The sequence below is a fragment of the Aurantiacibacter rhizosphaerae genome (assembly GCF_009807005.1).
GTDB lineage: Bacteria > Pseudomonadota > Alphaproteobacteria > Sphingomonadales > Sphingomonadaceae > Alteraurantiacibacter > Alteraurantiacibacter rhizosphaerae.
Map to the genome: position 1 here is coordinate 81,571 of NZ_WUBR01000001.1, position 26,239 is coordinate 107,809.

At 60.5% G+C, this 26,239-nt stretch carries 26 protein-coding genes; 10 read left to right on the plus strand and 16 right to left on the minus strand.

Going from position 1 to position 26,239, the window contains the following annotated elements; all coding sequences use genetic code 11:
- The first annotated feature begins 75 nt into the window (after nucleotides 1-75).
- Nucleotides 76-1,227: a sensor histidine kinase gene (locus GRF63_RS00435; protein WP_237392237.1), complete on the plus strand. Its 1,152-nt coding sequence runs from the start codon at nucleotides 76-78 to the stop codon at nucleotides 1,225-1,227.
- A gap of 40 nt (nucleotides 1,228-1,267) precedes the next feature.
- Nucleotides 1,268-2,008, plus strand: coding sequence for a LytR/AlgR family response regulator transcription factor (locus tag GRF63_RS00440; RefSeq protein WP_160484060.1), 741 nt, complete (start codon nucleotides 1,268-1,270; stop codon nucleotides 2,006-2,008).
- 34 nt (nucleotides 2,009-2,042) lie between these two features.
- Here the strand turns inward: GRF63_RS00440 and GRF63_RS00445 are convergent, their stop codons facing one another.
- The gene (locus GRF63_RS00445) at nucleotides 2,043-2,375 is read right to left on the minus strand and encodes a UrcA family protein (RefSeq protein ID WP_160484061.1); all 333 of its coding nucleotides are present in this window, start codon (nucleotides 2,373-2,375) and stop codon (nucleotides 2,043-2,045) included.
- 242 nt (nucleotides 2,376-2,617) lie between these two features.
- On the opposite strand from GRF63_RS00445, the gene GRF63_RS00450 reads away from it, so the two are divergent.
- The 4 genes from GRF63_RS00450 (at nucleotide 2,618) to GRF63_RS00465 (ending at nucleotide 5,187) form a co-directional block, all read left to right on the plus strand.
- Nucleotides 2,618-2,884, plus strand: a complete 267-nt coding sequence (locus tag GRF63_RS00450; RefSeq protein ID WP_160484062.1) for a hypothetical protein — start codon at nucleotides 2,618-2,620, stop codon at nucleotides 2,882-2,884.
- A gap of 36 nt (nucleotides 2,885-2,920) precedes the next feature.
- Nucleotides 2,921-3,802: a diacylglycerol kinase family protein gene (locus GRF63_RS00455; RefSeq protein ID WP_160484063.1), complete on the plus strand. Its 882-nt coding sequence runs from the start codon at nucleotides 2,921-2,923 to the stop codon at nucleotides 3,800-3,802.
- Entirely contained in the window at nucleotides 3,795-4,652 is an 858-nt protein-coding gene (locus GRF63_RS00460) for a metallophosphoesterase family protein (protein ID WP_160484064.1), read from the plus strand. Before GRF63_RS00455 ends, GRF63_RS00460 begins: the two co-directional genes overlap by 8 nt.
- 157 nt (nucleotides 4,653-4,809) lie before the next feature.
- Entirely contained in the window at nucleotides 4,810-5,187 is a 378-nt protein-coding gene (locus tag GRF63_RS00465) for a response regulator (RefSeq protein ID WP_160484065.1), read from the plus strand.
- Between the two features lie 176 nt (nucleotides 5,188-5,363).
- Here the strand turns inward: GRF63_RS00465 and rpsI are convergent, their stop codons facing one another.
- The 3 genes from rpsI to GRF63_RS00480 form a co-directional block, all read right to left on the minus strand.
- A complete protein-coding gene (gene rpsI, locus GRF63_RS00470) occupies nucleotides 5,364-5,897 on the minus strand; it encodes a 30S ribosomal protein S9 (RefSeq protein WP_160484066.1) in 534 nt (177 codons plus the stop codon).
- Nucleotides 5,897-6,376: a 50S ribosomal protein L13 gene (gene rplM, locus GRF63_RS00475; RefSeq protein WP_160484067.1), complete on the minus strand. Its 480-nt coding sequence runs from the start codon at nucleotides 6,374-6,376 to the stop codon at nucleotides 5,897-5,899. The genes rpsI and rplM overlap by 1 nt, the downstream gene beginning before the upstream one ends.
- 205 nt (nucleotides 6,377-6,581) lie before the next feature.
- Nucleotides 6,582-7,232, minus strand: coding sequence for an FABP family protein (locus GRF63_RS00480; protein WP_160484068.1), 651 nt, complete (start codon nucleotides 7,230-7,232; stop codon nucleotides 6,582-6,584).
- A 309-nt stretch (nucleotides 7,233-7,541) separates the two neighbouring features.
- Here GRF63_RS00480 and GRF63_RS00485 point away from each other — a divergent pair, with 309 nt between their 5' ends.
- Together GRF63_RS00485 and GRF63_RS00490 are read left to right on the plus strand one after the other, a co-directional pair.
- On the plus strand, nucleotides 7,542-9,845 hold the full coding sequence (locus GRF63_RS00485; RefSeq protein ID WP_160484069.1) for an FdhF/YdeP family oxidoreductase: 2,304 nt from the start codon (nucleotides 7,542-7,544) through the stop codon (nucleotides 9,843-9,845).
- A gap of 11 nt (nucleotides 9,846-9,856) precedes the next feature.
- Complete coding sequence (locus GRF63_RS00490; RefSeq protein ID WP_160484070.1) at nucleotides 9,857-10,540, plus strand: DUF4396 domain-containing protein; 684 nt, start codon at nucleotides 9,857-9,859, stop codon at nucleotides 10,538-10,540.
- A 30-nt stretch (nucleotides 10,541-10,570) separates the two neighbouring features.
- Here GRF63_RS00490 and GRF63_RS00495 read toward each other — a convergent pair whose 3' ends face one another.
- From GRF63_RS00495 to cls, 12 genes are all read right to left on the minus strand, one after another.
- On the minus strand, nucleotides 10,571-10,963 hold the full coding sequence (locus GRF63_RS00495; protein WP_160484071.1) for a tautomerase family protein: 393 nt from the start codon (nucleotides 10,961-10,963) through the stop codon (nucleotides 10,571-10,573).
- A 113-nt stretch (nucleotides 10,964-11,076) separates the two neighbouring features.
- A complete protein-coding gene (locus GRF63_RS00500; protein WP_337189588.1) occupies nucleotides 11,077-11,829 on the minus strand; it encodes a YoaK family protein in 753 nt (250 codons plus the stop codon).
- Entirely contained in the window at nucleotides 11,780-12,160 is a 381-nt protein-coding gene (locus GRF63_RS00505) for a cytochrome o ubiquinol oxidase subunit IV (RefSeq protein ID WP_160484073.1), read from the minus strand. The genes GRF63_RS00500 and GRF63_RS00505 overlap by 50 nt, the downstream gene beginning before the upstream one ends.
- Nucleotides 12,157-12,786, minus strand: coding sequence for a cytochrome c oxidase subunit 3 (locus GRF63_RS00510; RefSeq protein ID WP_160484074.1), 630 nt, complete (start codon nucleotides 12,784-12,786; stop codon nucleotides 12,157-12,159). Before GRF63_RS00510 ends, GRF63_RS00505 begins: the two co-directional genes overlap by 4 nt.
- A complete protein-coding gene (locus tag GRF63_RS00515; RefSeq protein WP_160484075.1) occupies nucleotides 12,783-14,888 on the minus strand; it encodes a cbb3-type cytochrome c oxidase subunit I in 2,106 nt (701 codons plus the stop codon). Before GRF63_RS00515 ends, GRF63_RS00510 begins: the two co-directional genes overlap by 4 nt.
- Nucleotides 14,885-15,847 (minus strand): cytochrome c oxidase subunit II, encoded by a 963-nt coding sequence (locus GRF63_RS16340; RefSeq protein WP_202131530.1) that lies wholly within the window; start codon nucleotides 15,845-15,847, stop codon nucleotides 14,885-14,887. The genes GRF63_RS00515 and GRF63_RS16340 overlap by 4 nt, the downstream gene beginning before the upstream one ends.
- Nucleotides 15,848-15,935: 88 nt before the next feature.
- Nucleotides 15,936-16,382 carry a hypothetical protein gene (locus GRF63_RS00525; RefSeq protein WP_160484076.1) on the minus strand — a complete coding sequence of 149 codons (447 nt, stop codon included), beginning with the start codon at nucleotides 16,380-16,382 and terminating at the stop codon, nucleotides 15,936-15,938.
- Between the two features lie 62 nt (nucleotides 16,383-16,444).
- Nucleotides 16,445-18,160 carry a thiamine pyrophosphate-dependent enzyme gene (locus GRF63_RS00530; RefSeq protein WP_160484077.1) on the minus strand — a complete coding sequence of 572 codons (1,716 nt, stop codon included), beginning with the start codon at nucleotides 18,158-18,160 and terminating at the stop codon, nucleotides 16,445-16,447.
- Nucleotides 18,161-18,217: 57 nt separating this feature from the next.
- A complete protein-coding gene (locus GRF63_RS00535; RefSeq protein ID WP_160484078.1) occupies nucleotides 18,218-19,024 on the minus strand; it encodes a class II glutamine amidotransferase in 807 nt (268 codons plus the stop codon).
- A gap of 42 nt (nucleotides 19,025-19,066) precedes the next feature.
- Nucleotides 19,067-20,017, minus strand: a complete 951-nt coding sequence (locus GRF63_RS00540; RefSeq protein ID WP_237392238.1) for a mechanosensitive ion channel family protein — start codon at nucleotides 20,015-20,017, stop codon at nucleotides 19,067-19,069.
- Nucleotides 20,014-21,639, minus strand: a complete 1,626-nt coding sequence (locus GRF63_RS00545; protein ID WP_160484079.1) for an FMN-binding glutamate synthase family protein — start codon at nucleotides 21,637-21,639, stop codon at nucleotides 20,014-20,016. Before GRF63_RS00545 ends, GRF63_RS00540 begins: the two co-directional genes overlap by 4 nt.
- A gap of 146 nt (nucleotides 21,640-21,785) precedes the next feature.
- Entirely contained in the window at nucleotides 21,786-23,186 is a 1,401-nt protein-coding gene (gene cls / locus GRF63_RS00550; RefSeq protein ID WP_237392239.1) for a cardiolipin synthase, read from the minus strand.
- Between the two features lie 357 nt (nucleotides 23,187-23,543).
- Here cls and GRF63_RS00555 point away from each other — a divergent pair, with 357 nt between their 5' ends.
- Both GRF63_RS00555 and GRF63_RS00560 read left to right on the plus strand, forming a co-directional pair.
- A complete protein-coding gene (locus tag GRF63_RS00555) occupies nucleotides 23,544-25,658 on the plus strand; it encodes a TonB-dependent siderophore receptor (RefSeq protein ID WP_160484081.1) in 2,115 nt (704 codons plus the stop codon).
- Entirely contained in the window at nucleotides 25,658-26,239 is a 582-nt protein-coding gene (locus GRF63_RS00560) for a hypothetical protein (RefSeq protein ID WP_160484082.1), read from the plus strand. Before GRF63_RS00555 ends, GRF63_RS00560 begins: the two co-directional genes overlap by 1 nt.

Here is a 26,239-nt window from a genome sequence, read left to right on the forward strand (position 1 = left end):
CTGGTTGCGTTTACCCGGCTGGAGTAACCTTGCCGGATGGATTCGACTGCAAAACCTGAAAACCATACGTCGCGATTGCCATTCAAGACGGTGCTCGCCTCGGTTGTCGGCCTGTGGGCGACATACTTCATCCTGGTGTCCACGCGTTCCGAATTGCTGGAAATGCCCAAGGCGGACGAGCTTTTGTGGCTGCGTCTCGTCTCTGTGGCTGTTGGTATCCTCATCACGCTGGGCCTGTGGGTGATCCTGCGCGCGTTTGACGGCAAGCCATTGTGGATGAAGATCGTCGCCGCGCTGGTCTTCGCCCTGCCGGCGGCCTTGCTCAGCGCGCAGGCGAACCGCGTGATCTTTGCCGATGCGCAGGCTGCGCTGGACGAGAAGGTGCTGCAGGAATTCGTGCAAACGCGCGGCATCAGGCCTGACGAGGACGACGGCTCCGAGTTCTTCGAAGGCCTGTCCGAACTCGTCACCGTCAGCGCCCGCACGCAGCTGATCGAGATTACCTACAGCCGTTATTTCATGCTGCTGGCCTGGTGCGCCCTGTATCTGGCGCTGCTGACCGGCGAAAAGGCCCGCAATGCGGAGCGGCGAGAACAGCAGTTCCGCAATGCGGCCAAAGCGGCGGAGCTGCAATCGCTACGCTATCAGGTGAACCCACACTTCCTGTTCAACACGCTCAATTCCCTGTCTGCCCTTGTGCTGACCGGCAAGACGGACATGGCTGAACGCATGATCCAGATGATCAGCACATTCTATCGCCGCAGCCTGGCCGACGATACGACGTCCGACGTGCCCCTGCGCGACGAGGTTCACCTCCAGAAACTCTATCTGGAGATAGAGGCCGTGCGCTTCCCACTGCGCCTGCATGCGAATTATGATGTGCCCCACGATCTGGAAAATGCGCTGATTCCGGGCATGATCCTGCAGCCGCTGATCGAAAATTCGGTGAAGCATGCCGTTGCGCCCTCTTCGGGTCAGGTCACCATCACACTGTCGGCGCGGGAAGAGTATGATCGGCTGGTCGTCACCATCTCGGACGACGGGCAAAGCACGGCGGACCGCGATGACACGCGCCCCGGTTTCGGGATCGGCCTCACCAATGTTCGTGAACGGCTGGAAGCGCGCTTCGGCAATGAGGCGACCGTCGTATCCGGCCAGGTGCCCGGCGGCTATGCCACGCACCTGCGCATGCCGCTGCGCCGTATCAAGGAAAGGGCGGCCGCATGATCATTCGGCAATTGCAGGGAAACAAGGAGCGTGAAACGCCATGAACGATAACGATAATGGCACGCTGCGAACCCTGATCGTGGATGATGAGCCGCTGGCCATCGAACGAATGCAGGTGCTGTGCTCCGAAATCCCCCGCCTCACCGTGATCGGCACCGCCAGCGATGGCGAATCCGCTCTGCGATTGTCTGAAAAGCTCAATCCCGATCTGCTGCTGCTGGATATGACCATGCCTGGCAAGGATGGGCTGCAAGTCGCCAGCGAAGCGGGCAAGATGGCATCGCCGCCCGCCGTGATCTTCGTCACTGCGCATGAAAACTTTGCGGTCGAGGCTTTCGACCTCGAAGCCATCGATTACGTGCTGAAACCTGTCGGTACGGAGCGGCTGGAGCGCGCGATTGATCGCGCCTTCGCTCGCAAGAACCGCAGCCCTGATGGCGGCGGGGATGAATGGCTGGGTGAATTCTGGGTGCCGCACCGGTCAGAATTGCTGCGCATCGATGCCAGCGAAGTTTTCCGCATCGATGCAGAGCGTGATTATGTTCGGCTGCATGTGGGGGAGACGAGCTATCTGCTGCTGCAGACGATTGCCGGCCTGGAGGAGAAGCTGGACCCGGAAAAGTTCATCCGCATCCACCGCTCCACCATACTGCGCCGCGATTTCATCACCGGGCTGAAACATGAAGGCCTGGGCGTGTGGTGCGCGGAACTTGCCGATGGCGAGGAAATGCGGATCGGGCGGACGTATTTGAAAAAGGTGAAGGCGATGGCGGGCCGCTGATACGCGGCCCTGCTCATCCTGAGTAAAAGCGCGCCTAGCCGCCGCGTTGCGCCTCGTTCACAAGCTGGGCGAACTGGCGATCAAGCTGGCGCTTGGCGTCGCGATAGCACTGGCGCCCTTCGCGGGTGCGCGCCCGTGTGCCGACCTCGACCTCGTTAAAACCGCACACGTCCTTTGCGGCGCGATCGATGCGGCGTTCCAGCTCTTCCACGCCCTCTTGCGTCGACAGGTCCAGATCGGCGTGGGTGATGCTGGTCTGGCGGTCTACCGTTTCCTTGGCCGAGACAGCCGGGGCAAATGCAAGGCTGGCCGATGCCAGCACCAATGCGCCAGCGTTCAACAGATGCGTGAATGATGTGGATCTCATGACGGTTCTCCTCCTGAAGTCCCGTATATCTAGATCATTTTTTGAAGGTCGCACCGCAGCCGGTGGGACTGGAACAGCTGCGGTGCGATTACTGATGTAGTCCAGACAATTGCCCCGCGCCGCAACTGGTCGACTTGCGCCTCTCGCGTGTCGACAGAATGCGCTGCGCGTCGACGAAGGGGGCACCACGATCCACCAACGACCGTTTGCGCAGGCCGCGCCAATCGTGCAGGGGCACGGGCATGGCGCTGATCTTCACCTTTTTGTTGGGCATGGGCAATTTCGCCTGCCATCAGGCCGTGATCGTCAGTGGCCACCGCATGCTGACGCAGGTTCCCCCACGCACCTTGCGAATTGCCCGCGCGTCCAGCCTTACGCTGGAATTCGCGCTGCTGTGCGGCGCGCTTTACGCGGCGCGGGCAGACGCCCTGCACTGGATCTGGCTGTATGGCGGATATTTCCTCATCAATCTGGCGGCGGCATGGTCCATCGTAACGCGGCGGATATGATGGGAACTGCCTGCCTGTCCCGTTGATTTCAACATCATGGCGCAAGCAAGAGCCCTATGGCTGGTACACAATGACGCAAGCGGATCGAACGATCGTGAGGCGTTGGAGCGGATGAGCGAAAGCTGCGCCGATTGCGGCCTGCGCGTTGCGTTCAGTACCAGTTTCCCCACCGATGACCTGCCCACGCCCGATATGCTGGACGCAGCGGGCCTCGATCTGGTCGCAATCTTTGCCGGGGATGGCACGGTGAATGCCGCCCTTGGCGCATTGAGCGGCTGGAATGGCGAAGTGCTGGTATTGCCCGGCGGCACGATGAACCTTCTCTACCATCGCCTGTTTGGCGACATGGAATTGGAGGAGGTGCTGGCTCAGGCTGGCGGCGGCACGCTTTCCGCGCGCCGCCCCGCAGTGATCAGCAGCCCGCTTGGCATCGCCTATGCCGGATTGCTGGCTGGCCCCGGCACAAGCTGGAACGACGTGCGAGAGGCCATGCGCAACACCGATGTGCTGGCCATGGCAACGGAAACGCGGGAGGCATTTGCCCGCACCTTGCAGGATGAACCGCTACGCTGTGCGGACCCGGACCTTGGCCGCGCGGAAGGCTATCCCCTGCTGCTGCTGGAACCGCGGGAAGGCGCGATCGACATCTACGCATACCATGCGGAGACCACGGCCGAGTTCATCGACCAGCTGATGGCACTGGCAAAGCATGATTTCCGCGAAGGACCGCATGAGAAACTTGGCGACGAGCAGGCGGTGACGCTGTCCGGCGTGAAAGACGGCGATTTTGGCGTCTTGCTGGATGGGGAACCATCCAAAGCCAAGGGAGCGATGCGGTTCGAACTTTCGACATGCGAAGTGGACCTGCTGGCCATGCCCGCTGCAAATTCATCCCATACCCAGAGAACCGATGCCTGACACGAAACTGCTTTTCCACCTTTCCGACATTCACTTCGGCCTGGAGGACAACCGCGCGCTGGACTGGGTGAAGCAGGAAATTGCAGAGCGCAGGCCGGATGCAGTCGCAGTCACCGGCGATCTGACCATGCGCGCCCGCCACCGGGAATTCGACGCGGCGACCGCCTGGATCAAATCGCTGGAAGCGCCGGTAACGGTGGAAGTGGGCAATCACGATCTGCCCTATTTCAACCCGATTGAGCGGTTCTTCGATCCCTACAAACGCATCCGCGCCATTTCCGACAAGGTGGAGCGCGAAATCGATTTGCCCGGCATCGCCATCGTACCGTTGAAAACGGTGCGGCGCTGGCAGCCGCGTCTGAATTGGTCAAAGGGCTGGGTCACCGACGCCGCGCTTGAGCGGTGCCTTACAACGCTGGATGCCATGCCCAAGGGCCAGCAGGCGCTGGTGACGGTGCATCACCCCTTGCGCGAAGTGGGCACGCAGGGAACTGCGTTAACGAAGCATGGGCTGAAGGCGCTTGGCGAACTGGCGCAGCGTCCTGTGCTGGCCGTACTGTCCGGCCATGTGCACGATGCGTTCGATATCATGGAAGAAACGGTGCACGGCAAGGTGCGGATGATCGGCGCGGGCACATTGTCGCAGCGCGTTCGATCCACCCCGCCCAGCTTCAATGAATTGCACTGGGACGGCACCGATTTGCACGTAAAGGTCCGTAATCTCGAGGATATTACCACATCGGACATGATGATAAGGGATGTTCCTGAAGACGCCTTGCCTCCGCGTGACCCGAAAGAGCCCGTTGCGCCCGTGGGCAGAGTGCCACGAACAGACCCGCCGGTGCATTGATTATGCCCGTGCTTTTGCGTGAAATTCGGTGTTTTCATGAGTGTAAGCACGTATAATTTCGCGATTATTACGTTAAAATTACCATTCTATCGCCTAATCAAGCCATTTGGTCGCATCACCAGGATCGAAAGATCCATTTTCAGGGTAGATGGGCGGAATGGTTACCAAAATCCTCATCGTGGAGGACGACCTGTTGAACCGCATGTTCTACGAGGCCGTCTTCAACCAGCGCGGTTACGAGCTTTTGCTTGTGGACGATGGTGCGCGCGTGCTGGATGCGGTGGAAAGCTTCAGGCCTGACCTGATCACCATGGATATCCACTTGCCCAACATTTCGGGCCGCAAGCTGATCCGTTCGATCAAGCGCAACCCCGAAACCGCACATATCCCGATCCTGGCCATCACGGCATATGCCGGCAAGCGTGACGAGGAAGGCATTCGCCGCGCGGGCGCCAGCGGATATCTGGCAAAGCCCTTGTCGATTGATCAGCTGCTTGGCGAAGTGGACGCTTTGCTGAGCGAGCCTGTCCATTAGGGCCGCAAGCACGCATTAGGGCGCAGGCTCCGCCGGGGACCTTACCGACTCGAAACCTATCCCGCTGCCATCACCAATCAAAACCGCATGCAAAAAGGGCGACCCCTCGTGGGAGCCGCCCTTCGCATTTTCCTCCGTCGAGGAAACTCTTGAGAAGCGCCGTAGCGCCTTGATAATTAGCGCTTGCTGAACTGGAAGCTGCGACGTGCCTTGGCGCGGCCGTACTTCTTACGCTCAACAACGCGGCTGTCGCGGGTGAGGAAGCCAGCGGCCTTCACCGTTGCGCGCAGCGCGGGTTCGTAACGGGTCAAAGCCTGGCTGATGCCGTGCTTTACCGCACCGGCCTGGCCGGAAAGACCGCCGCCGGAAACCGTGGCAACCACGTCATACTGGCCTTCACGGTCAGAGATCGTGAACGGCTGGTTGATCACCAGGCGCAGCGTCGGACGGGCGAAGTAAACTTCCTGGTCCTTGCCGTTGACGGTAACCTTGCCGGTGCCGGGCTTCAGCCAAACGCGAGCGGTGGCATCCTTGCGGCGACCGGTGGCGTAGGCACGGCCCTGCGCGTCGATTTCCTGTTCGCGCAGCGGCATGGTGGGTGCAGCAGGAGCCGCAGTTTCACCATCGGCAGCATCTGCTGCGGGCGCATCGCCAACCACGTCCTTCAGGTCGGCAAGATCGGTTGCGGTGTTGTTTTCTTCGGTAGCCATTATGCGGACACCTTGTTCTTGCGGTTCATCGAGGCAACGTCGAGCACTTCAGGCTTCTGGCCATCATGCGGGTGCTCGGTGCCATTATAAAGGTGCAGCGCCTTCATCTGCGCGCGGCCAAGCGGACCCGTGGGGATCATGCGCTCAACAGCCTTTTCCAGCACGCGCTCGGGGAAGCGACCGTCGAGAATCTTCTCGGCAGTGGTTTCCTTCAGGCCACCGGGATAGCCGGTGTGCTTGTAGTAAATCTTCTTGGCAGCCTTGTTGCTGGTGAACTTCACCTTGTCGGCATTGATCACGATGACATGATCACCGCAATCGACGTGCGGGGTGAAGCTCGGCTTGTGCTTGCCGCGCAGGATGTTGGCGATGATCGAAGCAAGGCGACCGACGACGAGCCCTTCGGCGTCGACGATGTGCCACTTCTTTTCGACCTCGGCCGGCTTGATCGACCGGGTGGTCTTGCTCAGAGCCTTCATGGCTTAATTCCTCAAAAATCAGTGCGAATGGATCGCCACTGTCCGAATCGCAGGTTTGCTACCCGCTCTCGAACCAGCGAAGGCGCGGCATTTGTCGCTTTAGGCTCCGCAAGTCAAGCAAATCCGGGCCTTTCGGGAGAGGTAAAATAATACCGTGGGTCGTTTCGCAAGCACCAATGGCCGGATGTGGGAAGATGCCGCAGCATCACCCCTCGCCCTTGCTGCGCACAAACTTGAGCCAAGGATTGAGATCGGCCTCTGCAATCTTCGTCATCCGGTTGCTGTCGTGATGATCGAACGGCTCACTCTGGCCCTGCACCGTCAGCGTCGTATTCTGGGTGTAGGTCCAAGTGCCGTCTTCGTGAAACTCTATCTCCAGGCGGTAGCTGTCTGTGCGGAAGGCCTGTTCCAGAAAGGCCGTGGAGCAGATGCCGTTCTGCGTTTCGCCGCGCTTTGCCTCCACCACGATCCGGCGCGCATCCGCACCGGCATGGCCTGTGGCCAGCGCCACCTGCCCGCGCGGGATGGCCAGCGTCTGCATCACAAGCCCGGTTGCCGGTTCCCATAGCCAGTAGCCGATCTGATCATGGAAGGTGATCTGTTCTTCCGGCGTGTTCACATGGATGTGATAGCGCAGGCCATAGAGCAATTGCGGCCCGTTGGACTGCGGGTCGATTGGCTGGAACTCGGCCCGCTCGATCAGTGGCTTGCTTTCCGGGCCGGCAGCTTTTGGTGCGGTGTCGCTGCCGGTTGTGCCCTCCCAGATACCGGCCAGCCGCCGCAGCGGGCCCATATTGGCAAGCGCATCGGGATCGATCGGATCCTGTTCGGTGAAGATATCGTTGCGCTTGTCCATGCCCTTGTGGCCCCTTCTGTTTGTGCAAATTGCCCTGACAATCCGCGTGCACACGGCAGATATAATCTTCGCTGCGATTGCCAATAGGGTGACGAAATTTTCCGCTCTACGCCCATTCCCATCTCCCCGTGCGCCGGACTTTTTTGCCCATTGAATAACCAGGTGTTGCCAATCTGGATGGTCGCGGTCAGGCTTTGCAATTGCCGGGCAACACAGTCGATTCCCGTTCGCCGGGATCACTTGCGAGAACGATCCGTTTCTCCTCCTGTAGTGCCTTGGCGGGCACGAAGCACGAGACTGGAATTCACGATGGCAAACGATACCCCCAAAAACGCAAATGACCTTCCCCATTCGCCCGGCCCTGCCGGTGGCTGGGGATCAATGAAGGGTATCGCCAGCATCTATGGCGAGACATGGGCCTCGCCCGGCGCGCTGGACAGCTTGCGCCGCCTGAACAAGCCCAAGGGCGTGATGTGCGTATCGTGTGCCTGGCCAAAGCCGGCGAATTACTCTGCCTTCGAATTTTGTGAAAACGGCGCCAAGGCCACGCTGTGGGAGTTGACGAAGGACCGCTGCACGCCCGATTTCTTCGCAGAGGACGGCCACACGGTCACCCAGCTTCGCGAATGGTCCGATCATGAGCTGGAGATGACCGGACGCCTGACTCACCCGATGCGATATGACGCGGCGTCGGACCGTTACGTGCCTGTTGAATGGGACGAGGCCTTTGCCGGGATCGGTGCGACCTTACGCGAGCTGCCGCGAGAGGACGTGGTGTTCTATGCATCCGGCCATGCCGGGCTGGAAGCGTCGTACCTCTACGCCCTGCTGGCGCGCGCATATGGCAACAACAATCTGCCGCAAAGCTCCAACATGTGCCACGAAACGACTTCGGTGGGCCTTACCAAGGTGATCGGATCGCCGGTGGGCACGGTTACGTTTGACGATCTGGCAGAGACGGACTGCTATTTCTATTTCGGCCAGAACCCCGGCACCAACAGCCCGCGTTTCCTGCACAATTTAAAGGCCTTGAAAGATCGCGGCGGCAAGATCGTCACCTTCAATCCGGTGATCGAGCAGGGCCTTGTCTCCTTCGTCGATCCGCAGAACCCGCTGGAAATGCTGACCGGGGAGGAAACGATCATTTCCGATCAATACCACCAGGTGCAATCGGGCGGCGATGTCGCGGCGATCCTCGGCCTGTGCAAGGTGGTGGTGGAAGCCGATGACAGGGCGCAGCAAGACGGCGCGCAAGAGGTGATCGACCACGCCTTCATCAAGCAGCACACCACGGGTTTCGACGATTTCATCGCCTGCTGCCGCGATGCGGACTGGGCCGATATCGAAAAGGCCAGCGGATTGACGGAAAGCGCGCTGCGCGAAGCGGCGCAGGTCTATATCGATGCTGAAAAGGTGATCGGCGTTTATGGCATGGGCTTTACGCAGCACACGCATGGCGCCCTGAACATCGCCATGCTGGTGAACCTGCTACTGCTGAAGGGCAATATCGGGCGGCCCGGAACCGGCTGTTGCCCTGTGCGCGGCCATTCCAACGTGCAGGGACAGCGCACGGTCGGCATTGCGGAAAAGGCGCATTTGGTGCCGATGGACAAGCTGAAGAAGCTGTTCGATTTCGACCCGCCAACCAAGGACGGCATGCACGTGGTGGACGCGGTGCAGGGCCTGATCTCAGGCAAGGTGCGCGGCTTTATTTCGCTGGGCGGCAATTTGGTGCGCGCGGTGCCCGATCAGAAGCGCATGGAGGAAGGCTGGGCCAATCAGGACCTTGTCGTGATGGTGTCTACCAAGCTTAACCGCAGCCATCTTTATCCCGGCAAGTCTGCCTATATCCTTCCCTGCCTCAGCCGCAGCGAGAAGGACGAGCAGGCGAGCGGCAACCAGGCCGTGACGAGCGAGGACAGCTTCTCCATGATCAACGGCTCCATCGGGCATCGTGATCCATCGTCCGAACATCTGAAAAGCGAACTCGCCATCGTGACAGGTATCGCCAAGGCAACGCTGGATCCGCATCCCAAGCTGAAGTGGGACGAGTGGACGGGCGATTATTCGCTGGTACGCGATCTGATCGAAGCGACCTATCCTGACGACTTCCACGATTTCAACAAGCGCATGTTCCAGCCGGGCGGCTTCTGGCGCGGCAATCCGGCGGCAGAGCGTATCTGGAAGACGGACAGCGGCAAGGCCGTGATCACCACCCCGCCCCAGCTCACCTCGCTTGGTTTTGCAGACAAGCCGGGCCGCTATCGCCTGCTGACGATGCGATCAAACGATCAGTTCAACACCACGATCTACGGCTATTCAGACCGTTTCCGCGGTATCGAGGGGACGCGCGACGTGGTGCTGATGAACCCGGATGACATTGCCGAGGCCGGAATGAGCGATGGGGACACGGTCCGCCTGGTCACCGATTACGACGGCGATGATGTGGAGCGCCATCTGGGCGGGCTGAAGCTGGTGGCCTACAAACTGCCGCGCGGCACCATCGCCAGCTATTATCCTGAATGCAACGTACTGGTGCCGATCACGCATCATGACGAGATTTCCAAGACCCCAGCCTCGAAATCTGTGCCGGTGCGCGTGGAAGCGGACTGAACCGCGCCAGCATGATCGCGCCCTGGGTAGAGACGGTGGCCATCGCGCTATTGAGCCTTGGCGTGGTCTGCGCGCTTATCATGGCGTGGGAAATGCAGCGTCATCCGCCCAAAATGGCGGTGATGCGTTTCGTCTGGCCGCTGTGCGCGCTGTTTTCCGGGCCGCTGCTGATCTGGTTCTATCGCCGATATGCCGGACCGGATGCAGAAGACGCTCCATTCGCGGCAAAAGTGGCGAAGGGCACTCTGCATTGCGGGGCGGGCTGTTCACTGGCCGATTTGATTTGCGAGAACGCCGCCCATTTCGCGCCCGGCGTGCTTACGTTTTTTGGCTTGGGCACACTGTTCCAGACCGAGATCTTCGCCCAGTGGACGATGGATTACGTTTTCGCGCTCCTGATCGGGATCGTGTTCCAGTATTTCGCCATCACCCCGATGAGAGACCTGACGCTGGGCGAAGGAATCGTGGCCGCCACCAAGGCCGATGTCCTCTCGCTCACCAGCTGGCAGGTAGGCATGTACGGGTTTATGGGGCTGGCCCATTTCGTGCTGTTTCCGGCTTTCTTCGAAACAACAATCGACGCGGGCAGCCCGGTGTTCTGGGCGGCGATGCAGGCCGCGATGCTGGCAGGTTTTGCCACCGCTTATTTCCCCAACTGGTGGCTGATCCGGTCGGGGCTCAAGGAAGAGATGTAGGGCCTGAAGCGGCCCTGGAGCGCTATCCCCTCAAGGCAGCTTGCCCGTCACATATTGCGCCTCGCCATCGGCAAAGCTCCAGTCTTCGTCACGGTTGGTGAAGACGGAGATAAACAGATCCTTGGGATCGAGGCCGCATTTAGCGCCAAGCCTGTCGGCCAGCAATTTGAACACCGTCATTTTCTCGACATGGGTGCGCGGGCTGGTGAAAAACTGGATCGCCACCACGCCATCGCTGCGTTCGAAACCCAATCCGGTGTCGAGGAATACCATCCGGCCCTTCTTGTGTTCATGCACGATCTGGTAGCGATCCTGCTTCGGCACGCCGAACGCTTCGACGACGCAGTCCTGAATGGTATCAAGCAGTAGCGTGATATCCTCGTCGGAACGGCCTTCCAACATGTCGATACGAACCAGCGGCATAAACATCTCCAAAATGGTGGATCAGGCGCGAGGATGCGCGTCTGAAGTTTTGAACGACTACCTTTAGTGGCAGTTCCGGCACGCTGTTTATGGCATGCTTGCGACGGAGGGGCTTATCCGTGCATGCTCAACATCGGGGGGTGGCCGTCCCGGGGATCGCGGGATGCCTCAAGCCAGCCGATCCCGTTGGCCGCTGCCAGAAGGATCACGGCCAGGGCAGGCACGGCCAATCCGACGAACAGGCCGACTTTCAGCGTCATGAGCCCGCCCACCCCTGCGCCAAACAGGATCGATCCCCAGATGCTGAGCGGTAGCAGCGCCTGCTTCCACGGCCCGCGGCCGGAAATCGCATCGGCAATGTCTGATCCGATCGTCACCACGGCGCCGCTGATGAAGGTGTGCACCGTGTATCCGTCCTTCCCCTGCAACGCGCGGTTGATGGAACCCATGGCAAAGGCCAGCAACAGCAGCAGCGCATTCTTGCTCCACCCCATCGCGGCCCCTGCCGCAGTTACACCCAGGCATACCGCCACGCATATCAGCGCCGCGGTTTCTCTGCGGCGCGACCCATCGTTCAACAGGCGTGCGAAAATGGTGCCGATAATGAACGCAAGCACCACCCCTCCAATGGCAGCAGCCGTCTGGAATTTTCCCGAAACGATATCGGTGACGAATTTGGTGGAATTGCCGCTCATGAAAGACGGGAAGGCCTGCACCGTTCCGACAAGGGCAAGGAAGCCCACCCCGTCGACCCAGCCGGCCACGAAATTCAGGAGGAAGACGGCCCGCCTTCTGGAGATCAAGGTCTGCGCACCATCAGCGATCGGGCATCGCGTGGGCGGCGTGACCCGCCTCCCCGCCATCATGCATGCGCCCTCCAAGATCGGACATGATGTACCATGTGCCGCCCGCCATGATAGCCAGCAGGGAGACGGAGAACAGCACCAGCAACAGGTCTTCGCGCGATTGCCCGCCCGAAAAGCTGAGATGCAGGAAATTGCGCAGATGCGTGATGATCTGCAGCAGCGCGGCGATGCAGATGCAGATGATCGCCCATGTTGATGGCAGGTCCGCCAGCACGGCGGCAAAGGCGCCCACGGTCAGCAGCAGGCTGACGATGAAGCCGATGGCATAGCTTCTCACTTCGCTGGCCGCGTTATCCTGCGGATCGAGTTCACCAGTGTTGGGCTTGGTCATGCGAGAGGCACCAGGAATACGAAGCTGAAGATACCGACCCAGACAAGATCGAGGAAATGCCAGAAAACGCCCAGCATCGACAGGCGAACCTTCAGCACCTCGTCCAGCCCGCGGATGGCGATCTGCGCCACCATGGCAAGAATCCAGAGGATACCTGAGAATACGTGGACGCCGTGCAGGCCCACCAATGTCCAGTAGGAACTGAGCCAGCCGCTGACCTGCGGCGTGCCGCCCTTGCCGGCCTGGGTGATGAAATCCTTCACCTCGAAAAACAGGAAGCCCGCGCCCAGCGCGGCGCACACCAGCAGCCAGCCGATCACCCTGGCGCGGCCATGCTCGTACTTCATCGCCAGAGACACGCCGCCATAGGCAACGCCGCCCAAAAGCAGGAAACCCGTCTGGATCGCCACGCTCTTGATATCGAACAGGTCTTGCGGTCCTGGCCCGCCCGCCATGCCGACAGGATCGAGGTAGGATGCATAGGACGCGAACAGGATGCCGAAGATGATGAGATCGCTCATCAGGAAGACCCAGAAGCCGAAAACGGTGCTTTCGGCCTGTTCGTGCGCCTCGCCATGTCCATCGCCCAGGTTCAGGCCGGGGTAGAGGTTTGAATTGTTGCTCATCCGGCGAACTCCGAAATGTCGGGCACGCCGCGATTGCGCTCCGTCTCCTCATCCGCGCGGGTTGCGGGGGCAAGGCTCGCCACCTGCTGGCGGAAACGCTGATCGGCCTCTTCCACCTCTGCTGCCGTGATGATCTTGGGTTCGATCACGCGCAGTCCGCGAAGGGCAATAAGGCCGGGGATGGCCAGGAAGCTGAGGATGGCCAACCACCAGATATGCCACACCATCGCAAAGCCCAGCCCGGTTGCTGCGGCGGCGATCAGCAGGCCGTGGGCAGTGTTGGCGGGCATTTCGATATCGCAATATCGCTCCGGCGCTTTCCACGGATCGCCAGCGCGCTTCGCCTCTCCCCAATCATCCCGCGCCGTTACCTGCGGAATGCGCGGAAAGCTCCACTCGGGCACCGGTGCGGGGGAGGACCATTCCAGCGTGGAACCGTTCCACGGATCGCCGCCGGGCACCGCCAGGCTCAGGCGATTGCGGTAGCTGGTCCAGAACGTCCAGAACAGGCTGGCGAGCGCGCACAGCATCAGCACCGCGCCGACTGCGGCAATATACATCCACGGCATGTAATCAGGGTTCTGGAAGGTGGGCGAACGGCGCGGCATGCCCATCAGGCCCAGCACATACAGCGGCATGAAGGTGAAGATGAACCCGCCCACGAACAGCAGCGCGGTGCGCCGCCCCCATGTCTCGCAAAGCCGGAAGCCGAAGGCCTTGGGAAACCAGTAATGGATGCCCGCCAGCATGCCGTACAGCACGCCGGGAATGATCACGTTATGGAAATGCGCCACCAGGAAGGTGGAATTGTGCACCTGGTAATCGATGGACGGGTTGGCGAGGATGATGCCGGAAAGCCCGCCGATCACGAACAGCAGGAAGAAGCCCGTCAGGTAAACAATCGGCGCGGTTATGCGCACGCGGCCGCGCCACATGGTGGCCATCCAGTCGTAGATCTTCACGCCCGTGGGGATGCCGATAATCATGGTGGCGATGCCGAAGGCGATGTTCACGCCCGCGCTTTGCCCCATGGTGAAGAAGTGGTGCAGCCACACGGTGAAGCTGATCACCGCGATGCTCATGCTGGCGATCACCAGCGAGGTGTAACCGTACAGCCGCTTGCCAGAGAAGGTGGAGCTGATTTCGGAGAATACGCCAAAGGCCGGCAGGATCAGGATGTAGACTTCCGGATGGCCGAACATCCAGAAGATGTTGGCGTAATTCATCATGTTGCCGCCGCTGGCATTGGTGAAGAAGTGGAAATCGGCATAGCGATCCAGCACCAGCATCAGGCTGGACACTGTCAGCGCGGGCATGGCGTAGATCAGCATGATCGCCACGCACAGGCTGGTCCAGCAGAACAGCGGCATGCGCATCATGTGCATGCCCGGCGCGCGTTCCTTGAAGATGGTGACGGCGAAGTTCATGCCTGTCAGCGTGGAGCCCATGCCCGATATCAGGATCGCCCACAGCCAGTAATCCACGCCCTCCCCCGGACTGAAGATCTTGCCGGTATAGGGCGGATACATGGTCCATCCGCCGGTGCCGAACTTGCCGATCAGCAGGGAAACCATCACCAGCGCAGCGCCTGCGGCGGTAAGGCCAAGGCTGACCTGATTGAGCACCGGAAACGCCATGTCGCGCGCGCCAAGCTGTTGGGGCAGCACGAAATTGATCAGTCCGATCAGCAGCGGCATGGCCACGAAGAAAATCATGATCGTGCCATGCGTGCTGAACAATTGCGCAAAGTGATCGGGCGCCACAAGGCCGCTTTCCTGCGCGGTCAGCGTGCCCAGCGCCGTGGCCTGGTGCGCGCGGATCACGAAGCCTTCGATAATACCGCGCGCCAGCATCACCAGCGCCAGCACGATATACATGACGCCGATTTTCTTCGCGTCCGGCGATGTCAGCCAGTTGCGATAAAGCGGCCCCCACCAGCGCATGTAGGTGAGGAAAGCCACACCAGCGATGGCACCCAGCACCAGCACGCTGGCTGCCCCTGCGCCCACGATGGTGCTGCTGTTCACATCGCGCAGCAGATCCGTGTACGGGGTGACGTTCCAGTTCAGATTGCCAAATATGGGGCTGGTCTGGCCGCTCATTTGCTGCCCCCCTTCGCCCTTTGGTCGTCGTTCTCCGGCATTCCGGTTCCGCCCCAGCCCTTTGCGCGCGCGGGCTCGGCAGCATCGTCCTGATATTTTGCCACGATCTGTTCGAACATGTCCGCTTGGCCCAGCGTCATCACGATGGGCTCGGCGCCCTTGTCCAGCCCCAGGTCCACGCGCGCATCGGCCAGCACCGTCTGCCGGCGCAGCGTGGCATAGGTATCTTCGTTCAGCACGATCCCGCTGTTTCCGCGCGTCTGCCACGAAGCGTAATCCGCCGGGCTGAGCGCGCGGACGGTGAATTTCTGGCGGCCAAAGCCATCGCCGTTGAATTGCGTGTTCTCGCCCTCTGCCTCCCCGGTGCGATCGGCGGCGAAGTTCAGCTTCGTTGTCATGCCGGGCATGGCGTAAATCTGCCCGGTGAGGGAGGATATCAGCAGGCTTTGCATCACGGTGTCCGTGGTCAGCGTCAGCTCCACCGGACGCCCGACCGGCACGGCCAGTTCATTAACCGTGGCGATCCCTTCTTCGGGATAGATAAACACCCATTTCCAGTCGAGCCCGATGGCCTGCACTTGCAACGGATCGGGGCCAAGTGGCTTGTACGGATCAAGCTTCTGGGTGGAGTACCACAGCCAGCTGGCCAGCACGATCACCACCACAATGGGCACACCCCACAGGGCATATTCCAGCTTTTTCGAAAATTCCCATTCCGGCGTGTATTCGCCGCGCGGCCTGGAATAGCGATAGCGCCAGAGGATGAAGGGCACGCCGATCAGCACCGGCAATATCACCACCATGGTGATGCCGATCACGCGCAGAAGGTGAGAGGATTGCTCCTGCGCCACCGGCCCCATCGGCTGCAGGAAGCTCTGCTCCAGCGAGGAGGACGCTATCGCGGGATCGATGGCGACAAGCGCCAGCACGGATCCCGCAATCAGTTTAGCCCACACCATACAAAGCCGTCCCAATAGGCCAGAGCATCAGCGGCGGGGCGCCATCACCGTGAAGAAATCTCCGGGATGAAGGCGCCCCGCCAGAGAGTTATTCTGCCGCAGCAGCAGTATCCGCAGTCGCGGTGGAATCCGCCCCGGTAATCCGGTTCTCGATCTGCGCGGCGGCTTCTGCAACGCCCTGCATGTAATCGGATTCAAGAGCGGACTGGGCCGATTCAATATCCTGCGTCAGGTTCACGCGCGTTTCGGCTGGGAAATCGCCGATGTGATCGTTGATCAGGGTGGAAAGGTCGTTCAGCACGATTTCCGCTTCCGAAACGCTCAGGTCGCCGGCTGCCAGGTGACCGGCCAGCTCCAGCGCTTCCGTACGGGCCTCTTCGGGCGTGGCGGGAGTGCCATCGAAGCCCGGCTGTTCAAGCGTGGCGGCTTCGGTCTGCGCTTCCTGGTTTTCCTCTGTGTGATCGGCGCCGCACGCAGAAATTGCGAGGGCCAGAGGCAGGGCGAGCAGTGTGTAATTCATAAGGCGCATTGTCATTCACTTCCTGTTTTCAAAGGCGTTGCCGCCCTCATATTCTCGATTGAACGATCTGCAAAATGTCATCGCAGAAAATTGTTTCTCAGCAGGTCCACCACTTCCCGCGTTCTTCCGTCCAGCACGGCCCTGACTCCGAACAGGGCGGTGCTGGCAACCTGCGATGCCTCGATCTTGGGTGGCATAACCAGTTCCATCTGGTTCACCTTCACATCCAGCAGCGCAGGGCCATCATGTCGCAGCCAGGCATCCATGGCAGGTTCCAGCTGGTCGGCATTCTCCACGTGCCAGCCTTCGATCCCGCAAGCCTCGGCCAGCTTGGCGAAATCCGGGTTGTGAAGCGTGGTGAAGTGATCCACCAGCCCTTCGACGCGCTGCTCCATCTCCACAAAACCCAGGGTGTTGTTGTGGAACACCACCACCTTCAGCGCGATCTTCTCCTGAACCAGCGTTAGCAGATCGCCCATCAGCATGGTCAGGCCGCCATCGCCGCACATCGCGATCACCTGTTTGTCGGGATAGGCCAGCTTGGCACCCATTGCAGAGGAGAAGCCGTTTGCCATGGTGCCGTGCAGCAAGCTATTGAGAAAGCGGCGTTTTCCATTGGCCTTCAGGTGGCGCAGCATCCACACCATCGATGTACCCACATCGGACACGAAGATGGCATCGTCATCCGCTTTGCCATCCATCATGTTGGCCACGTATTGCGGGTGGATCAAATCCTTGTCGTGCTCCTCACCCTGCTTTTGGTAGCCTTGCAGATCCTTCTGCCACTGTTTCTGTTGCGCCTGAAGATGATCCCCGCTGGATTTCGCAGCCACCAGCGGCAGCAGGGCTGCCATCGTGGTTTTAGCATCGCCGACAAGGCCAAGGTGGATGGCAGAGCGCCGCCCCAGATGCGTTGGATCGATATCGATCTGCACGATCTTCTTCGCGTCTGGATAGAACTGCGTATAGGCAAAGTCGCAGCCCAGCGAGATCACCAGGTCCGCATCTTCCAGCGCTTCCACACCGGCCTTGTTACCCAGGATGCCGTTGACGCCCACGTTGTAGGGATTGCTCGGCTCCAGAAATTCCTTCGCGCGGGTGGTGTGCACCATGGGTGCCTTCACCTTTTCGCAAAAGGCCATGATCTCTTCGCGCGCATCGCGGGCGCCGATCCCGGCATAGACCGATACCTTGCCCGCGGCGTCCACCAGCGCGGCCAATTCCGCCATTTCGGCATCGTTGGGGCGGCAGATCGGCTGCGGGCGGTAAATTTCCCAGTCCATCGCATCATCATCGGTCTCTGTGAACATGTCGCCATTGACGATGACGACGGCCACGCCCTTTTTGGTCAGCGCGGTTTGTGCTGCCTTGGTAACGATGCGGCGTGCCTGCGACGGATGGGAGATATATTCGCAGAAATGGGAGTGCTGCTCGTAAATCTTCTTCTGATCCACTTCCTGCGGGAAGTTGAAACCGCTTTCCGTGCGCGCCACGTCCGATGCGATGAGCAGCACCGGCGCGCCATTGCGATGGCATTCGTAAATGCCATTGACGAAATGCAGCGATCCCGGCCCGCAAGTGCCTGCGCATACCGACAATTCGCCCGTCATGTAGGATTCCCCGCCCGCCGCGAATGCGCCGGCTTCTTCGTGGCGGACGCCGACCCAGCGCAAATTGCTGTCGGCAACGGCGGTGGTGAAATGATTGATGGTATCGCCCGGAATGCCGTAGACCCGCTTGGCTCCGGCCTTCTCAATGGCATCGACTACGATTTGCGCCACTGTCTTTGACATAATCTTTCACTTCCTTTGCCGTGCTGCAGGTCTGTTTAATCGACCGACTTCAGATAATCAGCTTGCCACTTCGGACAGGATTTCCCCGTCCTTCAACACCATGGCCGTACCCCGCGGCAGCGGTTTCCAGCCCTCCGGGTCCAGCGGCACCGATGCGAACAGGTGCAGCGGGCCGTCAATTCTCTCGATAGTTGCGCCGCGCGACTTCCAGCGATCCCCGCTGTCCTTCGTATCAAATGTGCGGATGTTCAGCCCCGGCTCGCGCGGTTCCGTCAGCCCGTCCTCCGTTTCGAAGCGGCGCCTGTCAGCGTGCACCAACAGGTGTTCGCCATCGAAGAACAGGAAGTTGGAACTACCCAACTCGCGCATTTCGGCAGCGAAACGCGCAAAAACCTGAAGCCGTGCCTCCGTCTCTGTGGCCTTGGCCGTGTGCAGCCGATCCAGCAGCATCAGGAAGGCCAGTTCGGAATCGGTGTCGCCAATCCGGTGAGGGATAAAGGCACGCGCATCCTCGCGATTCTCTATGCCGGGCAGATCGCCATTATGGGCAAATGCAAAGCGCCTGCCGTCCACCACCCGATCGAACGGATGGGTGTTTGCCAGCGCAGGCTTGCCTGACGACGCGCGGCGAACATGGGCTATCAGATGTTTCGAAACCGGCGCATCGCGAACGACCATTTTGGCCAGTTCACTGGTGGATGCAGGGTCCGGCTCCCGAAACAGGTAGGCATCGCGATCCTGCGCGAACAGGATGCCCCAGCCATCCCGATTGCGGTGGCGTTCGCCACCCTCGGCAGCAAACAGATCAAGCTCATACCGCACGGTGTGCGGCACCGACGCGCTCATCGCAAAAAGTTCACACATCCGCGCCATTCTCCCGCTGAAAAGACCGCTTCAAAACCTGCATCATTCGCCCTTCTCACCATCGTCAAGCGCGCCGCTCAGCACCACGTTCTGATAGGCATAGGGGATTTCGATCCCCTCCTTATCGAACCGCTTCTTGATCTGTTCCAGCAGGTCGAATTCCACCTGCTTCGCCGTGGCCGAATCCGCGCACCATGCGCGCAGGGAAAGGTCCACGCTGGAGCCGCCAAGGTTCACCACCGGGCAGCCCACCACCTCGGAAACATTGTCATGCGCCCGCGCCAGTTCCAGCACGATGGCGCGCGCCTTGTCGATATCGGAATCATAGCCGATGGAGATCGTGGGCGAGATCATCACCCGCAGATCGACAGAGGAGAGGTTGATCATGATCTGGTTGGCGATCGTTCCGTTGGACAGCACGATGCGCCGGTTATCGAACGTGCGCAGCACCGTGTAGCCTAGCGAAAGATCCTCCACGATGCCGGTTTCCAGGCCCGTGGGCGTGGTGAGTTGCAGCCGATCGCCGCGGCGAAACGGCTTATAGATCACCAGGCTGATGCCTGACACCAGATTGCCCAGCGTCGATTGCGCGGCAAAGCCGATCACCACCGATACGATGCTGACGCCCGCCAGCAGCGATGTCGTCAACTTGTTGAGTGATGGAACAACGTGAGAGAATATCAGCGCCAGCACGATCCACATGATAAAGGTGCCAAGATGCTGGATGAAGCTGATGGTCATCCGGTCGATCCGTTCGTTCGGATCGTGATCGACCAGCGTCTTGATCGCGCGGCGGATCACCCAGCTCAGCAGAAAGCCGATGATCAGGAACACGACGGCGAGCCCCACCGATCCCCAGAAATGCGTGGGATCGAGATATTGCGTCAGTTCGCGCAGCCATTTCCAGGATGCTTCGCTGGTGGCGGCGGTGGGCGTGGCGGACGGTGTGGGAGAGGGGGAGGGAGAGGAAACGATCGCCTCCAGCGCCATCATGCGACCGGGTTGAACGTATCGGCATCCGCCATGCGCCAGTATTCGGCGAAGGGCGTATCGTCCGGCTCGTGAAGCAGCTTGCCCGGCTCCACCTCGTTCACGATCTGTGACCACGGGATCATTTCCGCGTTGTTCTTCCACTGGCGCAGGTGCCGCGGCGTGAATTCGTCCGGAGAGTTCAGCCCGCAGGCCACCACGATGTCATGCAGACTGTCCAGCGTCTTTGACTGGAAATTGGCCACGCGCTCCGCCTTTTCAGGGATCACCAGGCCGCGCTGGCGGGCGGGAGAACTGGTGGCGACGCCCGTGGGGCAGGTGCCGGTGTGGCAGCGCAGCGATTGCACGCAGCCCAAAGAGAACATGAAGGCGCGCGCCGCGTTGCACCAGTTCGCGCCCAGCGCGGCATTCATCGCGATGGAAGAGCCGGAATAGACCTTCTCCGAAGCGGCCAGCTTCACCTTGTCTTTCAGGCCGGTGCCCACCAGCGCGTTGTTCACGTAATAAAGGCCGATGCGCAGCGGCAGGCCAACATGGTCTGATAGCTCCAGCGGGGCCGCGCCCGTGCCGCCGCCGCCGCCATCCACCACGATGAAATCCAGCGTGATGCCGCTGTCCAGCATGGCCTTGCAGATGGCGAAAACCTCGTGCGGCATACCCACGCACAGCTTGATGCCCACAGGCTTGCCGCCCGAAAGATCACGCATCTTCGCAGCAAATTCCAGCATTTCCCGCGGGGTGGAAAAGGCGGAGTGGCCGGGAGGCGAAAGACAATCCTCGTTCGCGGGCACTTGCCGCGTCCTGGCGATCTCGTCTGTTACCTTGGCGGCTGGGAGCAATCCGCCATGGCCCGGCTTCGCGCCCTGGCTCAGCTTGATCTCGGTCATCTTTACCGAATCGTGCTGCGACTTGTCGCGGAAGCTTTCCGGATCGAAATTGCCATCGTCATCACGCGCGCCGAAATAGCCGGAGCCTATTTCCCACACGACATCGCCGCCGTGCTTCAGATGATAGGGAGAAAGCCCGCCTTCGCCCGTATCGTGATAGAAATCCCCCATCTTGGCGCCCATGTTCAGCGCCTCGATCGCGTGATTGCCCAGCGCGCCGAAACTCATCGCGCTGATGTTCAGGCGTGCAGCGTCATAGGGCTTGCTGCACTGGTCCGTGCCCACCTTTACGCGCGTCCGCTTGGGCGCCTTGGGGTTGGGATTGATCGAGTGGCACAGTGCCTCGTATTCCTCGGAATAGACGTCCAGCTCCGTGCCGAAGGGGTGGGCGTCTTCCTGCTTCTTGGCGCGGGCATACACCAGCGATCGGGCCACCCTGTCATACGGGCGGCCTTCCAGCGGACCTTCCACGATATAGCTGCGCAGGAACGGGCGAAGATCTTCAAACAGCCAGCGGAAACGCGCGGTGAGCGGGTAATTGCGGCGCAGCGAATGGCTGGTTTGCACCATGTCCCACAGGGCGATCAGCAACAGCGGGCCGAGAATTACAAGGCCCCAGAAAAAGTGCGGGGAAACCAGCAGTCCCAGTGCGATGATGGCCAGCGTGAGCGCAAGTGGCACCCAAAAGCCCAGATTTCTTTCCAGACCCTTGTCTGCGAACAACCCGCGTACCAGCATGCAATGCGACCTTTGTAACGTTAACAATCGCTCGATAGGACGCGATATAACAGTGTGTAAAGGTTGATTTGGAAACCGGCCGTTTCTGCACATGTGGGCCGGGGCGTTAGTGACAAATAACCCCCGGAAACCACTAAGAAAATGCCTCAGAACAGCGCGGCAACCATGGTCAGCAGATTGTCGGCAAATCGGCGAACCAGCGGCCTGCTGGTGGCCCTGTCGTGATCGATTTCGATGGAGTCGGCCAGCCAGTCACGCTGGCGCTGCTGCACTTCGCCTGCCAGCGGCGCGGATTCGCACAGCATGTTGTTTTCAAAATTCAGATCCAGACTGCGCCGATCCATGTTGGACGATCCGATCAGGACCAGCCCATCATCAACCACGATGGTTTTGGCGTGCAGCAAGCCGCCGCAAAATTCGAAGATGCGCACGCCTGCCCGTGCAAGCTCCGGGTAGTAGGCGCGGCTGATCGCGCCCACCACACGGCTGTCATTGCGGCGGGGAAGGATAAGCTGCACCTCCACACCGCGCCGCGCCGCTGCGATAAGCGCGCTTAGCAATGGTGGATCGGGCGCGAGATAGGGTGTCGTGATCGTCACGCGGGCCTGCGCTGCGGCCAGTACGGATACGAACATATGCGTCATCGTACCGCGGGGTGAAAGCGGGCCGGTGCCGGTGGCGATGACCTTGAACCCATTGGGGGAGGGCGCTGGTGCCTCTTCTTCGAAAGCCGTGCGGCAATCCTCTCCTGTCTCGAAAGTCCATGCGGAGGCGAACATGATCTCCGCCTGCCGTGCCACCGGCCCTTCGAACCGGATGAGAATATCGACCCATGGCGCGAAACTCTCCTTCACCAAAAACGCCGGATCGGCGCAGTTCTGGCTGCCGCAATAGGTGATACGACCGTCGATCACGGCGATCTTGCGATGATTGCGCAGGTCCAGGCGGTGGCCCACCAGAAACCCCAGGCCCAGCGGCGCCTCCAACGAGCTGCACAGGCGCGCGCCGGCCTCCTCCATCGCGCTCCAGTGTTCGGACCGGATGAGCGAATGCGAACCTATCGCGTCGGCGGCGATGCGGCAGGTCACGCCGCGCCGGGCTGCGCGGCATACGGCCTCCACCACTTTCGTGCCGTTGTTATCGTCCAGCCAGATATAGAAGGATAGATGCACCCTCGTCGTCGCTGCATCGATATCGGCCACCAGCATGGTGATTGCGGTATCGGAATCGGGCGCCAACTGCGCGGTGTTGCCGGGTGCGGTGGGCCAGCAGGATGCGGCTTCGAATGTCTTGAAGGCATTGTTGGTGAGGCCATCCGTCTCGCCATCGGGTGCAGCAGCGGGCGCGAATGGCAGCAAATCCTGATAGGTGGTGCGACCGCGCTCCCGGAAATCCTTTGAAATCCACCGCTCTCCAAAGAGCAGGTACAGGACCACGCCCACCACGGGCAGGCCGATCAGCAACAGCAGCCATGCTGCCCGTGCCGAGGAATCGCGCCCTTCCAGCAAGGTGGCGCGAAAAATCACGGCAAGCTGGAGTGCCGCCATGATCAGCCAGGGAATTGTGCCAGTCTCTAGCAAGCCGGCTTCTGGCAACGCTGCTGTGCGGGCTTCAGCATCTCAATATTGGTCCCCTGCATGGTTCGATTGCACAATATCCAACACCGATTGGGCGGCAACGGCAAACAAATATTCGCATTGCCCTTTCTCCGTGTCGCAAAGGCCAGCCCACTATCTGACTGATAACTAAGACCCTGTGGCGCATCCCAGTAACCAAGCAAGCCACAGCGCGCCCGCAGGGAAAGAATATCTGCCACTGCTGTTGATAATGATAATCCTTCGCATTAGTGCGGTTGAGAATGATTCGCAAAAAGCTGCGGACAGCCGAATTAATGAGGGATTTTCATGAAACTTACCGTGTCGCTCCTGATCGCCAGCAGCGCTCTTGTCACCAATGTCGCCTATGCGGAGGAAACGCTGGCCGAGGATGGGATGGCCGAACGCGAACGCATCATCGTGACCGGAAAAAGGGTGCAAAGCGAAGGCGCAACCAAGACTGCCGTCCCCGCGATCGAGGTGCCGCAGCCCATCACGGTAATTCCAGACGAGCTGTACGAGGCGCAGGGCGCCATCTCCATTTCCGATACGCTGAACTATGTCGCAGGCGTTCATTCAGATCCCTATGGCGCGGATGGCCGTGTGGATGGCGGCTTCGTGCGCGGCGTGAATGCGCTGCAATTCCGCGATGGCATGCGCGATATCTTCAGTTTCTATGCCAGCATTCGCGCCGACCCCTATAATTTCAGCCAGGTGGAGGTCATTCGCGGACCGTCGTCCGTGCTGTTCGGTTCAGGCTCTCTGGGCGGTATCGTGAATCTTGTCTCCAAGACGCCAGAATTCTCTCCTGCCGGCGAAATTTCCGTCCGCTATGGTTCGCATGATCGGGTGGAGGCGCTGGCCGATTTTACCGGACCCGTATCAGACACTGTGGCAGCGCGCTTGGTGGCGCGGGTGCGCGACAGTGACACGCAGACCGATTACGTTTCCGATGATCGCGTTCTCGTCTCCCCCTCGCTCACCTGGGCGCCGGGCATGGATACCGAGCTTACGCTGATCGGCCTTTATCAGGAGGATGACGGTGGTTCGACCTCGCAATTCCTGCCGCTGGTGGGCACGCTGCTACCCAATCCCAATGGTCAGCTGCCGCAGGATCTCTTCATCGGCAAGCCGGGCTATGATCGCTATGACGGACGACTGGCGCAGGGCACGGCGCTGTTCCGGCAGAATTTCTCTGAAAGCGTGCGCCTCAATATGCGGGGCCGCTATATCGACAGCGATCTCACCTATTTCACGCATTATCCCAACAGCTACTCCATCCCGGCAAACCCCTATCTCGATGCCGATCAGCGCATCATCGGCAATTACGCTAGCGGCAGCTATGCCAGGATGGAAATCGCCTCCAGCGACAACAATCTGCAAATCAACTTCAACACCGGCGATAATGTGGAGCACATCCTTCTGGCGGGTGTCGATTACTCCTGGAACAGGGTGCGCAAGGAGGATGGCCTCGCACTGGAAACCATCGATATCTATGACATCGATTATGCCGCGTTGTCCGATTTCGGCTTTGACATCCCGCGCGCGGGCGATGCAGGCTTCCTGTTCGGCAGCACGCAGGACACGAGGACCAGGCAGCTTGGCGTCTACGTGCAGGATCAGATCCGCTTCTTTGATCGGGTATCCCTGGTGCTGGGCGCGCGGCGGGACAATGTGACGGTTCGCAGCTTCGACACCGAAACCATCGATTCCAGCGCCACGTCCTTTCGCGCAGGCGCGATTGCCGAGATCGTGCCCGGCGTATCCCCATTCGTCAGCTATACGGAGAGTTTCGAACCCATCGCCGGGGCCACCAGCGATGGCTCCTCCTTCGTGCCCAAGCGCGGCAGGCAATGGGAAGCAGGTGTGAAAATCCATCCGGCAGACGATGTGCTGGTGACGGTGACGGCCTATGACATTCGCGAAACGGGCCGCGCCATCAGCGACGACTCCACGCCCGACCCAGCCGACCAGGTGCAGGCCGGCGAATCCTTCTCACGCGGGATCGAATTCGCGGCGAGCGCGCGCTTGCCGGGCGATCTGACGGTGATCGCCAATTACAGCCACAACCAGGCAGAGATCGAGGGCACCGGACAGCAGCTGGACAATGTGCCGAAAACCAACGCCTCCCTCTGGCTGACGCGGCCATTCGATCTGGGCGGCGATATATCGCTAATGCTGGGCGGCGGCGTGCGCCATGCGGGCAAAAACCGGTCTTACGGCCCGGCCTTTCCCGATGGCATCGTGACGCCATCACACACGCTGGTGGATGCCGTTGCCGAAGTCTCATGGCTGGACTGGAGCCTAGCCGTGAATGCGACGAACCTGCTGGACAAGGAGTTCTATTCCGCATGCCTGGCCCGCGGCGATTGCTTCCACGGCGCCGATCGCAACATCTCCGCCACGCTGACGCGCCACTTCTGATGGTGGACGGCCTGCTTTTCACTGCGATGGCTGCGGCGGCAGCGGGGATTGGATTGCTGCGCTGGTCGTGGTCGCTTGACCGCCGCTCTGCCATCGCAAATCTGGCTGCATGGGCAATGCTGCTGACGGCATGCATCATCGGCGGCGCGGCGGCTGGCGCATGGGGCATTGCCGCGGTGTCGCTGGTGGCGATGGGGGTAGCGGGAGTGCTGCTGGGCTGGGCGGCGGCCACGTCCCCTGCGGGTCCGACAAAATCCAAGGACAGGGCCGAAAACAGGAGGGCGCACATATTGCCTGAAAGCGGCGGACCGCTGGGCATGGGGCGTCGGATCGTCACCTTTGTGCTGGTTGTCTTGGCGGGCTTTGCCGCATCCATCGCGCTTGCCATTGCCCTGCGCGCAATCGCCACGGCCATTGACTGGGCGGAGGCGGATGCAAATGCCGTCGCGCTTCTCGCCGTCCCCGTGGTGTGGGGCATCTTGGCCACGGTGCTGCTGATGCTTGGCACAAGGCGACAGCAGATCATCGCCCTTCTCGCCGCAAGCCTGCCGCTTGTTCCCGCACTCCTCATCTCAGGCTGA